Origin of the sequence: Fluviicoccus keumensis (assembly GCF_004217445.1) — a bacterium.
In the GTDB taxonomy this organism is placed as follows: Bacteria; Pseudomonadota; Gammaproteobacteria; order Pseudomonadales; family Moraxellaceae; genus Fluviicoccus; species Fluviicoccus keumensis.
Genome location: NZ_SHKX01000012.1, coordinates 388,356 through 404,741, shown reverse-complemented (window position 1 = coordinate 404,741; position 16,386 = coordinate 388,356). Strand labels below are relative to the sequence as shown.

14 protein-coding genes are annotated in these 16,386 nt (G+C 61.0%); 6 read left to right on the top strand and 8 right to left on the bottom strand.

Annotated features, from left to right (window positions below; genetic code table 11):
* Window positions 1-171 precede the first annotated feature (171 nt).
* On the top strand, window positions 172-1,635 hold the full coding sequence (locus EV700_RS10040; RefSeq protein ID WP_165391417.1) for a PAS domain-containing protein: 1,464 nt from the start codon (window positions 172-174) through the stop codon (window positions 1,633-1,635).
* Here EV700_RS10040 and ppsR read toward each other — a convergent pair.
* On the bottom strand, window positions 1,632-2,453 hold the full coding sequence (gene ppsR, locus EV700_RS10035; protein ID WP_130413307.1) for a posphoenolpyruvate synthetase regulatory kinase/phosphorylase PpsR: 822 nt from the start codon (window positions 2,451-2,453) through the stop codon (window positions 1,632-1,634). The two genes, EV700_RS10040 and ppsR, sit on opposite strands and share 4 nt — an antisense overlap.
* A 173-nt stretch (window positions 2,454-2,626) precedes the next feature.
* Between ppsR and ppsA the strand changes: the two genes are divergently transcribed.
* Window positions 2,627-4,999 (top strand): phosphoenolpyruvate synthase, encoded by a 2,373-nt coding sequence (gene ppsA / locus EV700_RS10030; RefSeq protein WP_130413305.1) that lies wholly within the window; start codon window positions 2,627-2,629, stop codon window positions 4,997-4,999.
* Between the two features lie 60 nt (window positions 5,000-5,059).
* Here ppsA and EV700_RS10025 read toward each other — a convergent pair whose 3' ends face one another.
* Window positions 5,060-5,803: a DUF481 domain-containing protein gene (locus EV700_RS10025; protein ID WP_130413304.1), complete on the bottom strand. Its 744-nt coding sequence runs from the start codon at window positions 5,801-5,803 to the stop codon at window positions 5,060-5,062.
* Window positions 5,804-5,878: 75 nt separating this feature from the next.
* Between EV700_RS10025 and EV700_RS10020 the strand changes: the two genes are divergently transcribed.
* Complete coding sequence (locus tag EV700_RS10020) at window positions 5,879-6,826, top strand: SDR family NAD(P)-dependent oxidoreductase (RefSeq protein ID WP_130413303.1); 948 nt, start codon at window positions 5,879-5,881, stop codon at window positions 6,824-6,826.
* A gap of 10 nt (window positions 6,827-6,836) precedes the next feature.
* On the opposite strand, the gene phrB is transcribed toward EV700_RS10020, so the two are convergent.
* The 6 genes from phrB to EV700_RS09990 are packed head-to-tail and all read right to left on the bottom strand — an operon-like array spanning window position 6,837 to window position 12,916.
* Window positions 6,837-8,294 carry a deoxyribodipyrimidine photo-lyase gene (gene phrB / locus EV700_RS10015; protein ID WP_242610237.1) on the bottom strand — a complete coding sequence of 486 codons (1,458 nt, stop codon included), beginning with the start codon at window positions 8,292-8,294 and terminating at the stop codon, window positions 6,837-6,839.
* On the bottom strand, window positions 8,291-9,244 hold the full coding sequence (locus EV700_RS10010; protein ID WP_165391416.1) for a MerR family transcriptional regulator: 954 nt from the start codon (window positions 9,242-9,244) through the stop codon (window positions 8,291-8,293). Before EV700_RS10010 ends, phrB begins: the two co-directional genes overlap by 4 nt.
* A gap of 15 nt (window positions 9,245-9,259) precedes the next feature.
* Window positions 9,260-9,673 (bottom strand): nuclear transport factor 2 family protein, encoded by a 414-nt coding sequence (locus EV700_RS10005; RefSeq protein WP_130413297.1) that lies wholly within the window; start codon window positions 9,671-9,673, stop codon window positions 9,260-9,262.
* Window positions 9,670-10,872, bottom strand: a complete 1,203-nt coding sequence (locus EV700_RS10000; RefSeq protein WP_130413295.1) for an SAM-dependent methyltransferase — start codon at window positions 10,870-10,872, stop codon at window positions 9,670-9,672. The genes EV700_RS10005 and EV700_RS10000 overlap by 4 nt, the downstream gene beginning before the upstream one ends.
* A complete protein-coding gene (locus tag EV700_RS09995) occupies window positions 10,869-11,636 on the bottom strand; it encodes a DUF1365 domain-containing protein (protein WP_130413293.1) in 768 nt (255 codons plus the stop codon). The genes EV700_RS10000 and EV700_RS09995 overlap by 4 nt, the downstream gene beginning before the upstream one ends.
* 11 nt (window positions 11,637-11,647) lie before the next feature.
* Window positions 11,648-12,916 (bottom strand): NAD(P)/FAD-dependent oxidoreductase, encoded by a 1,269-nt coding sequence (locus tag EV700_RS09990; RefSeq protein WP_130413291.1) that lies wholly within the window; start codon window positions 12,914-12,916, stop codon window positions 11,648-11,650.
* A gap of 195 nt (window positions 12,917-13,111) precedes the next feature.
* On the opposite strand from EV700_RS09990, the gene EV700_RS09985 reads away from it, so the two are divergent.
* From EV700_RS09985 to EV700_RS09975, 3 genes are all read left to right on the top strand, one after another.
* Window positions 13,112-14,539, top strand: a complete 1,428-nt coding sequence (locus tag EV700_RS09985; RefSeq protein ID WP_130413289.1) for an amidase — start codon at window positions 13,112-13,114, stop codon at window positions 14,537-14,539.
* 103 nt (window positions 14,540-14,642) lie between these two features.
* The gene (locus EV700_RS09980; protein ID WP_130413287.1) at window positions 14,643-15,428 is read left to right on the top strand and encodes an N-formylglutamate amidohydrolase; all 786 of its coding nucleotides are present in this window, start codon (window positions 14,643-14,645) and stop codon (window positions 15,426-15,428) included.
* A gap of 113 nt (window positions 15,429-15,541) precedes the next feature.
* The gene (locus tag EV700_RS09975) at window positions 15,542-16,372 is read left to right on the top strand and encodes a transglutaminase-like domain-containing protein (RefSeq protein ID WP_130413285.1); all 831 of its coding nucleotides are present in this window, start codon (window positions 15,542-15,544) and stop codon (window positions 16,370-16,372) included.
* Window positions 16,373-16,386: the final 14 nt, after the last annotated feature.

The window sequence follows — 16,386 nt, the reverse complement described above, 5'->3', positions numbered from 1 at the left end:
CCAACGCTAGTAATGGTTTCTACTGCAAAGGGTCTAATGGAAAAGCGCAGCGCCGGAGTGGTATCGGATACATCTCTCGTTTTCTCACTGTTTGAACAGCAATCCCGGACAGGAACCTGGGTGCTGGAAACCTCAAAGGGTCTTGTTCATTTTTCGGCCGGGGCATTGACCATGCACGGGCTGGCCCCCGACCTGAATCCAATCGGCCTCGACGAGTGGCTGGCCTGCTACAGCGACGCCGCCCAATCCCGGGTTCAGGCCATGTTGGCTGAGCTTCAGAGCTGTTCCGAATCAACGGCGGCCGAGCTTGAGATTGCCCGTCCCGGCCATGCCTCCCTCTACGTCCATCTTCTGGCGCGACGACATCCCGAAGATCCGGAAGCCCTGATCGGCATTTTCTTCGAGCGCGATTGCTGTCAGGCCTATGAGGCAAGCGAACAGGCACGATTGCAGGAATCGCTCAAGAACAACAAATACTGGCCCGATGTCATGGATCACCTGAAGGTCGGGATGTGGGACTGGAATATCCGCAACAATCATGTCGAGCGCACCGGTTACTGGAATACGCTGCTGGGCATTGCGCCCGGGCAGGATACTGAAATCCAGCACTGGGAAGACCGGATAGACCCCGAAGACCGGGAAAAGTGCGCCGCGCTGGTCAAGGATCATTTTGAAGGGCGCACCACCTTTTTTGAAAATGAGTACCGAGTCCGCAACAGTCCGGACAGCTTTCGCTGGATTGCCGATCGCGGCAAGATTACCGAATGGGACGAGCATGGCGAGCCCGCCCGCATGTCCGGCATCATTCTCGATATTACCGAACAGAAAAGACTGCAAAGCCGCCTGGTTGATCGCGAAACCCAGTTCCAGGCCGTCTTCAACTCCATGTTCCAGTTCGTGGGCCTGCTTGAAGCCGACGGTAGCGTGCTGGAATGCAACCAGGCCGTCTATGAAATGACCGGGCTGCCCTACGGGCACATGCGGGGCGTGGTCCTCTGGGAAGGCTCCTGGTGGAAAGACGATCATCAACGACGCATGGTGCGGGAAGCGATCAGCAAGGCCGGGACCGGAGAATTCGTCCGCCGGGAAGTGGATATTGTCGATCGCGAGGGTGTGCAGCACCGGGTGGATTTTTCGGTAAAACCGGTTTTCGGAACCAACGGCGAAATCCGCTGGCTGGTCACGGAAGGCAGGCATCTCAATCCGGCGGAAGCGTTGCCAGTGCCGGCCGAAACGCCCGCGGATGACGATATTCCGCCCGAACCGCCGCACCTGGAGGATGATAGCTCCGGGACTGTCCTGCTGGTGGACATGAACTGCGCCATCATTTCCGCCACACAGGGCTTCAGCGATCTGATCGGATACACCGAGGAAGAATTGCGGCAGATGAACTTCCGGGAAATCACGCATCCTGAGGATCTGGGCCTGGATCAGGGCTATGTGAACGGCATGCTGACCGGCGACTGCAACTTCTACAGCCTCGAAAAGCGGCTGATCAACAAGAACGGGGAAGTTGTACCGGTGGATATGGAAGTGACCGTGATGCGCCGCAGCAACGGCAGTCCGCTGCACATGCTCAAGCAGATCCGCGATTTGCGGCCTGCCTGGCATGAACAGACGCTTCGACGGATCTAGTTGCTGCTGATCCGGCGTTTCAGGTGCTTCTGGTCGATAATGCGCGTCGCGATTTCCTCGACCGACATTTCCGACACATCCAGGAAGGGAATGCCTTCGCGGATATAGATCGACTCGATGGCCCGCAATTCCCGCATCACCTGCTGCGGACTGGCGTAACGGCTGTTGGCCTTGCGCTCGTTGCGGATCATGGTCAGGCGGTCGGCGTCAATCATCAGGCCGAACAGTTTGGAGCGATGCTCCTTCAGCGCCTTGGGCAGGCTTTCACTGTCCAGATCGTCTTCTGTCAGCGGGTAGTTGGCGGCGCGAATGCCGAATTGCAACGCCAGGTAAATGCAGGTCGGCGTCTTGCCCGACCGCGATACGCCGATCAGGATGATGTCCGCCATATCGTAATGACGGGTGCGGGCGCCGTCGTCATTGTCCAGCGCGAAATGCACGGCGTCGATGCGGGTCTTGTAGGTCTGGGTATTGACCGAATGCGACTTGCCCACCGCGTTCATCGGCTTTTCGCCCAGCAAGGTCTCCAGTTTTCCAACAAAGGTCTCGAAAACGTCGAACATGCAGGCGTTCGCACTCGCTATAATGGAGCGGATTTCCTTGTCGACAATGGTGTCGATGATGATGGGCTGGATGCCGTCCTGCGCCGCGACCTCATTGATGCGCACGACAGCTTCGCGGGCCTTCTCCGGACTGCCAACGTAGGGCAGGGTGTGCTGTTCGAACGAGACGTTCCCGAACTGCGCCAGCAGGCTGTGACCCAGGGTTTCGGCGGTGATGCCGGTTCCGTCGGAGATAAAAAATACGCTTCTTCTCATTGGCTGGCCTTTGGGGTTTGTCTGATGCGGATGGAGTCTTTATAGTAACGGGCAGTCGCCACTGACGGCGAGTGTAATACACAATCCGCTGTGGACATAACCTGTCCCGGCCACAATACGTCCGGGTTGCGATCCACCCCGGCGATGACCCAACCTAGTAAGGGAGCCTCACCTTGGAAGCACTTGTTCTCTGGTTTCAGCAACTTGGCAAGCACGATGTCGAACGGGTAGGCGGCAAGAACGCCTCGCTCGGTGAAATGATCAGCAACCTTTCCAATGCCGGCGTGTCGGTTCCCGGCGGCTTCGCCACCACGGCGCAAGCCTATCGCGATTTCCTCGAACAAAGCGGCCTCAACAAGCGCATTCACGACATCCTGGAAACCCTGGATGTCGAAGATGTGGTGCAACTGGCCGAAGTCGGCAAGCAGATCCGCGAATGGATCGTGGCGACGCCGTTGCAACCGGCCCTGGAAAAAGCCATCCGTGAAGATTTCACCAAGCTGACCGGCGGTGATGAAAACGTGCCGGTCGCCGTTCGCTCTTCCGCCACCGCCGAAGACCTGCCGGACGCTTCCTTTGCCGGCCAGCAGGAAACCTTCCTTAACATCCGCGGCATCGAAAACGTGCTGATCGCCGTCAAGGAAGTGTTCGCCTCGCTGTTCAACGACCGCGCCATTTCCTACCGCGTGCACCAGGGCTTCGAACACAAGCTGGTGGCCCTGTCCGCCGGTGTGCAGCGCATGGTTCGCTCCGAAACGGGCGCTTCCGGCGTCATGTTCACCCTGGACACCGAATCCGGATTCCGCGACGTTGTCTTCATCACTTCGTCCTACGGTCTGGGCGAAATGGTGGTGCAGGGCGCCGTCAACCCGGATGAATTCTATGTCCACAAACCGACGCTGGAGGCCGGTCGTCCCGCCATCCTGCGCCGCAACCTGGGCAGCAAGGCGCAGAAGATGATCTACGGCGCCAGCGGCGCTACCGGCAAGTCCACCCAGATTGTGGATGTCGACAAGGCCGAACGCCTGAAGTTCTCCATCACCGACGACGAACTGGCCGACCTGTCCCGCCAGGCCCTGATCATCGAGAAGCATTATGGCCAGCCGATGGACATCGAGTGGGCGAAAGACGGCGACGACGGCAAGCTCTACATCGTGCAGGCCCGCCCCGAAACCGTGAAGAGCCGCCAGAATGTCGGCACCATGGAACGCTACCTGCTGAAGCAGAAGGGCACAGTGCTGTGCGAAGGCCGCTCCATCGGTCAGCGCATCGGCGCCGGCCGCGTCAAGGTCGTGACTTCCATCAAGGAAATGGACAAAGTCCAGGATGGCGACGTGCTCGTCTCCGACATGACCGATCCGGATTGGGAGCCGGTGATGAAGCGGGCTTCCGCGATTGTCACCAACCGTGGCGGCCGCACCTGTCACGCCGCCATCATTGCGCGTGAACTGGGTGTGCCGGCCATCGTCGGTTGCGGCAACGCCACCGAGTTGCTAGCTGACGGTCAGGAAGTGACCGTGTCCTGCGCTGAAGGCGATACCGGTTATATCTACGAGGGCATGCTGGATTTTGAAATCCAGAAGAACTCGATCGACTCGATGCCCAAGCTGACCTTCAAGATCATGATGAACGTCGGCAACCCCGACCGCGCTTTTGACTTTGCCCAAATTCCCAACCAGGGCATCGGTCTGGCGCGTCTGGAGTTCATCATCAACCGCATGATTGGCGTGCACCCGAAGGCGCTGCTCAACTACGACACCCTGCCGCGCGACATTCGTAACGCCGTTACCGCCCGCGCCGCCGGTTATGCCTCGCCGGTGGAGTTCTACGTCGAGAAGCTGGTGGAAGGCATTGCCACGCTGGCCGCTGCGTTCTATCCGCAGCGTGTCATCGTCCGCATGTCCGACTTCAAGTCGAACGAATACGCCAACCTGATCGGCGGCAAGCTGTACGAACCGGAAGAAGAAAACCCGATGCTGGGCTTCCGCGGCGCGTCGCGTTATGTCTCCGACAACTTCCGCGACTGCTTCGATCTGGAATGCCGCGCGCTGAAGAAGGTCCGCGACGAGATGGGCCTGACCAACGTCGAAATCATGATTCCCTTTGTCCGCACCGTCGGCGAAGCATCCCGCGTCATCCAGTTGCTGGGTGAGAAGGGCCTGAAGCGCGGCGAAAACGGCCTGAAGGTGATCATGATGTGCGAGCTGCCGACCAACGCCTTACTGGCCGAGGACTTCCTGCAGCACTTCGACGGCTTCTCGATCGGCTCCAACGACCTGACGCAGCTGACGCTGGGTCTGGATCGTGACTCCGGTATTGTCTCGCACCTGTTCGACGAGCGTGATCCGGCCGTGAAGTTCCTGCTCTCGCGCGCCATCCAGGCTTGCCGGAAGGCCGGAAAGTATGTCGGCATCTGCGGTCAGGGCCCCAGCGATCACCCGGATCTGGCGAAGTGGCTGATGGATGAAGGCATTGATTCCGTGTCGTTGAACCCGGACTCGGTGCTGGATACCTGGTTCTTCCTGGCGGAGAACCACGGGGAATAACCGGTTTCCCGCTCCATGAAAAAGGCGTCCATCAGGACGCCTTTTTCTTTTTAAAACAAATCATTGGAACTGATAATTAATGCCGAAGGTGAAGATCCCTTCACGTTTGTTCTGGCTGCCATGTTCGTAGCGATAGTCATGATTAACGGTCATCCCAATCACTTTCGTCACATTCTGCCTGAACTGGTTGCTGATACGCGTGACGGTGCTGTCTTCCGCTGATTCGACGGTGCCTTTGTGAGTGAAGCGGGAGACATCACTGATTTTCCAGTCATAGTCCCAGCTGAGCAGGCCCATCGCATTATTCTCGGTCGCCGCTTGGCTCCATTCGGTATGGCGAACCCCCGGACCCAGTTCGATCTTCAAGAAATGGTGGTCCGTCTTGATCAGCTCACGACCCAGCCCCAGCGATACAAAGGCCTGATACTCGCTGGCACTGAGCAAGTCTTTTTCCCATTGGCCGCGAAACGTGAAAAACTCGAGCGGGTTCAAGTAGTGACGCGCCTTGTAGTTCAGCAGGTAGTGCTCGGTGTCATTGGTGGCGGGATACTCGTCACGGACACTGATGCCTTCACCCGAAAAGATGTTGATCCAGTATTCCCCCGTGTTCGTCAGCATGACCTTGCCGCGAAAAGTATCCTTGCTGCCGCTGGTCGTGCCCATGCTGCTGATATAGCCGATATCGACCATGCCGCTCAGGTTGGGAACGGGTTCGTCGGCAGCACTGAACACCGGAAATCCGAGGCACAGCAAGGCAAGGGCGGGGTAACGCATGATTTTCTCCATGATTTCAAGGCCGCGCATGATAGCAGCCGTTTGTCCGATTGACGTTAACGCCGGTCTGGCGCACAAAGGCGGCACGACTTCGGAGAACTGACAATGATGGACTGGCTGCTGGAAAAATCACTGCTGGGCTACACCCGGTTGGGTTATCAATGGCGTCAGCGCCGGGATTGGGAAGAACTGTCGCGACTGGAGGGGCGAGTCGCCATCATCACCGGCGCGACCGGGGGACTGGGCGCGGCGGCGGCAAAGCAACTGTGTGGATTGGGCGCGACGGTGGTCCTGGTCGGGCGCGATGCCGGCAAGCTGGCGGTGATGCGCGAGACGCTGACTCGTCTGCCGAACGGTGGACCGGTGGAGTGCGAAATCGCCGACCTCTCGAACATGCAGGCGGTGCTTGCCTTAAGCGAGCGGCTGCGCCAGCGCGGCAACATCGACATCCTGTTGAATAATGCCGGTGTGCTGCTCAACGAACGCCGGGAAACGGCGGAAGGTCTGGAGGCGACATTTGCCACCAACCTGCTGGGGCATTACATCCTGACCGAGAAACTGCTGCCGTCACTGGCCGGCCGGGTGGACGCGCGGGTGATCAATGTCTCTTCCGGGGGCATGTATACGCAGCACATCCGCGTCGATGACCCCGAAACGCGGCAACTGACGTACAAAGGGCCGGATGTCTACGCGCGCACCAAGCGTGGCCAGGTGATCATGACCGGGCGCTGGGCGGCCAAGTTTCCGTCAGTGGGCGTGTACAGCATGCATCCGGGCTGGGCGGATACGGTGGGCGTGCAAACGGCGCTGCCGGGGTTTCGCAAGCTGACCCGGCCGCTGCTGCGTAATGCCGAGGAAGGGGCGGACACCATGACATGGCTGGCCGCCGCCCGTCGCGACAGGTTGCAAAGCGGGGCGTTTTACCATGACCGGCGGATCTGGCCGGAACACCGCATGCGCGCCACGCGGGAGACACAGGCGGATCGCGAGGCGCTTGAGGCGCTGTTGAGTGATTATGCCCAGCGTTTGCTGGGCAAGGACTGGCTGAACTAGTCAGTCCCGCCTAGCGGTTATCCGCCCGGCCGACTGGCAATTCCCCCAGGGCCTTGAAGCGGCTGACCGTTTCCTCGCAGGCCGCGCGGTGATCCACCATCGGCAGCGGGTAATCCAGCAGGAAGTCGCGCTGCTTCTCGTGCGGGGCATGGATGCGCTTGTTGTCGAGCCCGGCCAGTTCCGGCAGATAGCGCCGCAGGAAATTGCCTTCCGGATCAAAACGTTCGCTCTGTAACTTCGGGTTGAATATGCGGAAATAGGGCGCGGCGTCATTGCCGGTGGACGCGCTCCATTGCCATCCGCCGTTGTTCGCGGCCAGATCGCCGTCCACCAGGTGCTGCATGAAGAAGCGTTCACCCTTGCGCCAGTCGATGAACAGGTCCTTGGTCAGGAACATGGCCGCGATCATGCGCAGACGGTTGTGCATCCAGCCGGTGGCACGCAGTTGCCGCATGGCCGCATCAACGATGGGAAACCCGGTTTTGCCGTCGCACCAGCGCTGGAACGCCTCTTCGTCGTCATTCCAGCGCAACTGCTCCGTTTCCAGGCGGAAGGGCCGGTGCTTGTTGACGCGGGGAAAACCGACCAGGATGTGCTTGTAGAACTCACGCCATCCCAGCTCGCTGACCCAGTGGTCAATGTCCGCGGACGGGCCGTAAGCCGCCAATTCATTGGCTGCTGCCTGCCAGCACTGACGCGACGAAATCGCGCCGATCGCCAGATAAGGCGACAGGCCGCTGGTGGCTTCCGACAAGGCCGGAAAATCGCGCAACTCGCGATAACGGCGGGCATGCTTGTCCGTGAATACCTCCAGCCGCGCCAACGCCGCCGATTCGCCGCCCGGCCACAGCCGTTCCAGCTCCGGCAACGGCACATGTGACTCGAAACCGGGAACCGACGTTGGAACCGGATCAGGCCTGGTCCACGCGGACTGCCGTTTCAACGGCGCAGGGTGCACCCGCACGCCGCGCTCGTATATTTGCGAAAGCCAGTTCCTTTTGAACGGGGTGTAGACCGAATAGAAACGACCGTCACCGGTCAGCACCTCGCCGGGACCGATAATGCATTGGTCGGCATGCATCTCGACCGTGATGCCATTGGCGCGCAACAGGTCAGCGGCAGCCTTGTCGCGAACGCGCTCGTTCCATTCGTACTGCTTGTTCCAGTAGACGCGGTCGATACCTTCGGCCTGACACAGGGACAGCAGCAAGGCGGGAATGGCCGCAAAATCGGGAACCTCGCGGATCAGCAGCGGGATGTTCAGCGCTTCCAGTGTGACGGATAGCTCGCGCAGGGTGCGCAGTTCCAGATCCAGCTGGCAACCGGCCTTGCCATGCCGCCGCCATTGCTCCGGCGTCACCAGCCACAGCGCCGCGACCTCGGCTTCGGGGTCGCGGCAGGCTTCGCTCAAGGCGGTATTATCGATGCTGCGCAAGTCCGCGCGCAACCAGACCAGATGCCGGCTCATGCCGCGCGATTTCCCTTGATGCGCTTCCATTGCACCACGCCCTGACGCACGCTTTGCAGGTCGTTGAATATCTGCACGGCCTCGATGCTGCGCCGGGTGGTGCGCATGCCGCCGCCGCCCGCCCAGATCTGCACGCCCAGCGGCAGGCGGAAACGCAGCTCCTCCAGGAACTCGATGGCGCGGTTGCTGGGGAAGGCGGCGCTGAAGGAGAGGATGACGATGTCCATCTTGTGCCGGGCCACTGCCTGGGCGATATCCCGCACCGGCATCTGCGCGCCGAAGGACACCGCATCCACCTGATCCAGCCGCAACAAGGCTTCCACCATCAGGATGCCCAGCGTGTGATGCTCATCGGGTGCGGTGGTCAGCATGATGCGGGGCGTCGACGAAGCCGGGCGCAAGGAACCGATGGTCTGCCGGATCAGGGCCTGCAATTCCTCGGTGTAGAGATGCTCTTCGAAAATCTCGATCTTGCCGCTCATCCAGGCATCGCCGACGATGGTGTTCGCATGCTGCATCAGATCAAGGATGAACGATTGCAGCCCCATGCGCACCATCTGGTGGTTCAGGTATTCGCGCACCTTGTGCGGCTCGCGGCTGCGCAGGATCTCGATCAGCTCCTGTTCCAGATCAGGGGGTAATATCGGACTGGGATTACCGTGGCTGGAAGCGACCAGCTTTTCCAGTTCCGGCATTTCCAGCGTGATGATCTTGCCGGGACGGAAACCGGCGTCGAGCAGGCGGCGGATGACGCGCAGCTTGTTGATCTGGGCCGGGCCGTAAACGCGGTCGCCCTGGGCGTCGCGGTCGGGATTGGGGAAGCCGTAGCGACGCTCCCACATGCGCAGCAACTCTTTCGAGATGCCGGTTTCACGTTCCACGGCATTGATCGGCAGCAGGCCGGGAGCACCGGCGGCCTCGGACGCTTGCGAATTCAGGAATTCGATCATGATCATACCCTCGGGTCAGGCCAGTTTTTTCAGTTGCCGGATCAGGAATCCGATACCGGGCAGTTTTTCGTAAAGCTCTTCAGCGGCGTCCCAATAATCGCGATGGTATACCACGCGTCCCTGCCCATCGAATTTCAGGTGCGAACAGCCCTTGATGGTCATGGCGCGGCCGCGTACCGCGAAATCAAAATCCCAGACCAGGAAGGCGCCCTGATCCTGACGCACGGTTTCCCGTATCACGAAACGGGGTTCCTGCAATTTGCGGAACATATCGGCAAACAAGGTTTCCACCTGCTCGCGCCGGTCAAACTCGTTGAACGGATCCTTGAAATAACAGCTTTCCGCATAAAAGGTACGGATGGCGCTCAGGGAGTCCGGCGTCAAACGTTCGTACCAGGCGGTCAGGGCGGTCAGGGAGTCAGCGTTCATTTTTCCAGCACCACTTGGCAAACATCGGTGCGGCCGGTCAGGAAACCGGCTTCGCAGTACCAGTAATAGAAACGCCACAGGCGGATGAAGGCGCTGTCAAAGCCCTGGGCGCGGATGGCGGGCAGTTGCCGGTCGAAGGCATGCCGCCACTGCTTCAGGGTTTCGGCGTAGTCCGGGCCGAAGAAGAAACGGTCACGTTCGCTCAGACCGGCATCGGCGATTTCCCGGCCCAGACGTTGCGGCGAGGGCAGCATGCCGCCGGGGAAAATGTATTGCTGGATGAAATCGGTCTTGCGACGGTAATCATCAAAGCGTTCATTGGCGATGGTGATGGTCTGGATCGCCGCGCGGCCGCCGGGCTTCAGCAACTGCTTCACCTGCCTGAAGTAGGTCGGCCACCATTCCTCACCTACGGCTTCCAGCATTTCCACCGAGACAATCGCGTCGTATTGCCCCTTCAGGTCGCGGTAATCGCAGAAACGGAACTCCACCTTGCCTTCGGCAGCAGTGCCGAGCACGCGTTGGTTGGCCCAGGCCAGTTGCTCGGTGGACAACGAAACACCGGTGACGAAGCAGCCATAACGGGTTGCCGCATACTCCGCAAACGCGCCCCAGCCGCAACCGATTTCCAGAATATGCTGCCCCGGTTTCACGTCCAGCGCCTGCAGCAAACGATCGTACTTGGCGGTTTGCGCATCGCTCAGGCTCTGTTCGGGATGCGTGAAAAGGGCCGAGGAGTAGGTCATGCCGGGATCCAGCCAAAGCCGGTAGAAATCGTTACCGATATCGTAATGGGCATGGATGTTGCGACGACTGTTGCGGCGGGTGTTTCGGTTCAGCAGGTGACGCACACGGTAGAACACCGTGCCCAGGAAACTGCCGTGCAACGCGCGATCCAGCACCGCCTCGTTGGCCAGGGCCAGTAACAGCACCTGCAGCATGTCGCTGCTGTCGATCTGGCCGTCGCGATAGGCTTCCGCCACGCCGATGTCGCCGCCGGACAAGATGCGACCTAGGCCAGACCAATCACGTACCTGCAGGTCGGCATGCGGGCCGGGTTGCGGACCGTTGAAATGCAGGATTTCACCGCCGGGCAGGGTCAGCTTCATCGATCCGGCCTGCAGCTTGTCCAGCATGCGGATGAACAGGGCGGCCTTCAACGGCATCGCGGCGGAGGGCATCGTGCTTTGCAGGGTCATGAGGAAATCTCCAGGGTCGGGGGCGACGGTTTGCGATGAAAGACAGCGCCCTTGCGCCAGAGCTTCAGGGCTTGCAGATGAATACGGACGACAACCAGCAGCGTGCTCCAGCCTTGCGCGGCCAGCACCTTCAGCAGCTCCGGCGAAGTCAGCGGCCGCGACTGTCCGGTCAGCACCGTTTTCAGCACGGCGTCACCGGCGCGGTCATAACGGATCGATACGGTCAGGCGGTCGTCGCGGCGGTGGAAACGGAACCGGTACTCGCCGTCCACCGGGAAGAATGGGGACACATGAAACAGCTTGCGGCACTGCAATTCCGCGCCGTCGCCGATCACGCCCTGGTCCGGCGCGGTCAGCAGGTAACCGTGATGCTCGCCGAAGGTGTTGTTGACTTCGGCCAGCACAGCGCGCAGGTCGCCTTGCCGATCGTGGCAGTACCAGAAGCTAACCGGGTTGAAGACAAAGCCGAACATACGCGGTTGCGTTTGCAGCCAGACTTCGCCGTCGGCCAACCGGGCCAATCCCGCTTCGGCCAGCACCTGGCGGATCCAGGCTTCGGCATCGCGGCCGTCGCCGTGGTCGGCTTCATGAAAGCTGAACAGGTTGAAGCGGTTGTAGCCGAACAGGGGATTCGACAACGCCGCGCGACGGCTGAGCGGGAAGCACAGGAACAGCGCCGGATAGCGGAAGGCGTGCGCCGCCAAGCCCAGACGGCGGTGAAAGACTTCCCCGGTATACAGCCAATTGCGCGCGTCGATCGTCATGGCGGGTTTCCTCAATCCAGCACGGCGTGCCAGGGAATGTTCGCTCCCAGGAGTTGCGCCACGCGGATGCCGGACTTCAGCCCGTCCTCGTGGAAGCCGTAGCCGGTCCAAGCGCCGGCGAACCACGTATGGTTTCGGCCCTGGATCGACGCCACGCGCTGCTTCGCGGCATAGGCGGCCTGATCCAGCTGCGGATGGTCATAGTCAAAGCGGCGCAGCACCTTGTCGGCGGCGATCGGCTCCGGCGGATTCAGCGTCACGAAAACCGGCGTGTTGAAGGGCAGGGGTTGCAGCTTGTTCAGCCAATAGGTCACGGCCACCGGGCTGTCCGTGCCTGCGGAAGCCGTCGTGTAGTAATTCCAGGCCGACCAGGCGGCTTGCCGCGTCGGCATCACCGAGGCATCTGTATGCAGCCAGGCGGTATTATGGGCATAACGGATATCGCCCAGGATGGTGCGTTCATCTTCATCGGCATCAGCCAGCAGCGCCAGCGCCTGATCGGAATGGCAGGCCAGCACCACGGCGTCAAAACGCAGGTCTTCGCCGCCAACACGGATGATGGCGCCGTCCGGTTGCCGCCGCACCGACTCCACCGGCGCATTGAGCCGCACGTCACCGATACCGGCAACCAGTCGACGGACATATTCTCGGGAACTGCCCACTACTGTCTTCCACTGCGGCCGGTTGCTGATTTGCAGCAGGCCGTGGTTCTGGCAGAAACGAATGAAGGTGGCGGCGGGGAAGTCGAGCATGCCGCTGACCGGCGTCGACCAGATGGCCGCGCCCATCGGCAGCAGGTACCAATGAGCAAAGGACTCGCCAAAGCCTTCGGCGGCGATCAGTTGACCCAGCGTCAGTTGCTGCTGTTCCGCCTTCAGCCGCAAAGCTTCCGCCTGACGGTTAAAGCGAAGGATGTCGGCAATCATCCGCCAGAAGGCCGGACGCAGCAGGTTGGACTTCTGCGCAAAAAGACTGCCGAGGTTGCTGCCCGCCCACTCCAGGTTTTCTGCGGGCAGCTTCACGCTGAAGCTCATGTCACTGTTGAACTCGCTGACGCCGATCTTCTCGAAGAGGGCGATCAGGTTGGGATAGGTGCGCTCGTTGAACACCAGGAATCCGGTGTCCACCGGATGGGTATGACCGTCCAGCGTCACGTCCACGGCGTTGCTGTGGCCACCGGCATAGCTGCCGGCTTCGAACACCGTGACCTGATGCCGGTTCGCCAGCAGCCACGCGGCGCTAAGACCTGAAATTCCCGAACCAATAACGGCGATCTTCATTTTGTATAGTACATAAGTGGCGATGTGGTCAATTTAGACCAATCCTTGCCCCATATCAATACTTTGTACTGTACAAATCTGTAAATCAGTTCCGCTGACCGTATTTGCTCCGGCGGGGTGGCCTGAATGGTTCTGGACAGTTTTACGGGCTTGGCGCAAAGTGCGGTAATCCTGAACTAACGTGCCAGATTGATCATGACCGACGCCAAGACCGTACACGCCTTTTGTGATGACGCCCTCGGCGGCCTGGATGCCACCGCCATCGCCACGCTGATTGCCCGCGGCGAGCTGAGTCCCCGCGAGGTGGCGGAAGCCGCCATTGCCCGCGCCAAGCGGCTGGAGCCGTACATCAACGCCATCGAACTGCCGCTGTTCGACACTGCGCTGGATGCCGCCAGCGCAGCGGCCAGCGGCGCCTTCGCCGGGGTGCCCACCTTTATCAAGGACAACACCGACCTGAAAGGGCTGCCCACCAACCAGGGTTCAGCAGCGGTCAACGCCCGTCCCGCCAAGGAGGATGGCGCGTTCGCCAAACAGTTGCTGGCGCAGGGCTTTGTCACCTTGGGCAAGAGCCGCATGCCGGAATTCGGCTTCAACGCCAGCACCGAATACATGGGCCTGAATCCGGTGCGCAATCCCTGGCATCTGGATTATTCCAGCGGCGCCTCTTCGGGCGGGGCGGCGGCGCTGGTGGCGGCCGGGGTGGTGCCGATCGCGCACGCCAATGACGGCGGCGGCTCCATCCGCATTCCGGCGGCGGCCTGCGGGCTGGTCGGCCTGAAACCGACGCGAGGCCGCTTCATTGATGCCGAGGCGTCAAGTTCGTTGCCGGTGAACATTGTCGGGGAGGGCGTAGTCACCCGCACCGTGCGCGATACCGCCCGCTTCTTTGCCGGGATGGAGCAGGTCTACCGCAACCGGCGTCTGCCCGGCGTGGGCGCGGTAGAAGGGCCGGGCAAGCGGCGGCTGCGGGTCGGACTGGTGCTGGATTCGATCAACGGCGCCCCCACCGACGCCGCCACGCGCGAGACCGTGCTGCAAACTGCCAGGCTGCTGGAAAGCCTGGGCCACCGCGTTTCGGAAATGCCGCTGAACATCAAGCCCAGCTTTGCTGACGACTTCAGCATCTACTGGGGCATGCTGTCATTTCTGGTGTCGACCTTCGGCAAGCAGTTGATGAGCCCGGACTTCGACAAGCGGATGCTGGACAACCTCAGCGTCGGGCTGGCACGCCATTATCGCAAGAACGCCTTGAAAACGCCGGCGGTGCTGTACCGGCTGAAGAAGTCGCAGGATGACTACGCTCGGAATTTCGGCGATTACGATGTAGTGCTGTCGCCGGTGTTGTCGCACACAACGCCGAAACTGGGCTGGCTGTCGCCGGAACAGGATTTCGACTCGCTGTTCGAGCGATTGCTGCAATACGTCAGCTTCACGCCGCTGAACAACGCCACCGGCAGTCCCGCCATTTCCCTGCCATTGGGCGCCACCGCCGAGGGCCTGCCCATCGCGGTGCATTTCTCCGGCGCGCACGGCGATGAAAAGACCTTGCTGGAGCTGGCCTTCGAACTGGAACAGGCGAAGGGCGGTTTCCGCCGCATTGAAGACTTCGCCCGGGCCTGATGTACCGGAGAGGGGAAACGTTCACAGTTTCCCCGTGTCATGGAACTGTCAATATTTCAGCAATGAGGTATGCTGTCTTTCTTATCATCGCCGAGTCTCTTCGATGTCTGACATCCCCCCCTTGCTGGGCCGGGACGACCCCTCCGTTTTCGACGTTGAACGCCCGGCGGGAACGTCTCCCTTCCTGCTCATCGCCGATCACGCCGGTCGCCACATTCCCCGCCAGCTGGGACAGCTCGGGCTGACGCCGGCCGACCTGCAGCGCCATATTGCCTGGGACATCGGCATCGCCGGTCTGGCCGGTCAGATGGCGGCGCGACTGGACGCCTGCCTGATCCGCCAGAATTACTCACGGCTGGTCATAGACTGCAACCGGCCGCTGCTGGCGCGGGACTCCATCGCCGCCCATAGCGAAAACACCACTATCCCCGGTAATCAGGATCTGACGCCAGCCGATGGCTCGGTAAGGGCCCATGCCATCTTTCATCCCTATCACAACCGCATCCGCCAGGAACTGCAGGCACGGAAGCAGGCGGGGCGGGTCACCATCCTGATTTCGCTCCACAGCTTCACGCCGGTCTATAAAGGCGTCAACCGACTGTGGCATGCCGGAGTGCTCTACCACCGCGACACCCGCCTCGCGCTGCCGCTGCTGGACCTGTTGCGCCGCGAACCGGGACTGGTCATCGGCGACAATGAGCCTTACGCCGTCAGTGACGCCACCGACTACAGCATTCCGGTACACGGTGAGCGCAACGGCCTGCCGCATGTCGAACTGGAAATCCGCCAGGACCTGATCAGCACCGCCGCCGGTCAGCGCGCCTGGGCCGATCGTCTCATCCGGTTGCTGCCGCTGGCGGCGGAAATCGCCTTGTCGCAGAACGCCTGATCCGCCGTCACGCCATCCTTTCCGGTTGCAATGGCCGGAAACTGGCCCCGTTCTTGCTTTCTTCTTGATGATCTTCCGTCTTTCCCGCATCCATCGCCCCCGAGGTTTTCCCCATGCAGCTTCGCGTTGGTTACGAATTGGTCTACCAATGTCCCCAGCCTACTCCCATGATCCTGATGCTGAACATTCATGACAGCCGTTCCGGGGACATTGTCATCCCGGATCAGCTGATCACCGAACCGGCCATTCCCTTCACCAGTTACCGTGACGGCTTCGGTAACCGTTGCACCCGCATCGTGGCCCCCGCCGGACGACTGCGGCTGACCACCGAAGCCCTGGTCAACGACACTGGCCTGCCGGATACCCTTGTGCCGCAAGCCATTCAGCACCCCATTCAGGATCTTCCCCAGGAAACGCTGGTCTATCTGCTGGGCAGCCGCTATTGCGAAACCGACGTACTGTCCGCCACCGCCTGGCAACTGTTCAGCCAGACGCCGCCAGGCTGGGCGCGGGTGCAGGCCATCTGCGATTTCGTCCATCACCATATTGCCTTTGGCTACGAACACGCCAGCGCCACCAAGACCGCCTTGCAGGTCTTCCACGAGAAGCGGGGCGTCTGCCGCGATTACGCGCATCTGGCGATTGCCTTTTGCCGGTGCATGAACATACCGGCGCGCTACTGCACCGGCTATCTGGGCGATATCGGCATGCCGCCGCCCTACGGACCCATGGATTTTGCCGGCTGGTTCGAAGCCTATCTGGGCGGCCGGTGGCATACCTTTGACGCCCGCAACAACGTGCCACGCATCGGCCGGGTGCTGATGGCGCGCGGCCGCGACGCCTCCGATGTCGCCTTGACCACCACTTTCGGTCCCAATGTGCTGGAACGGTTCATCGTCCGCACCGATGAGGTGCTTCCCACGGCTGTCGCCGCCATCGCCTGACCGTTTTTGCGATT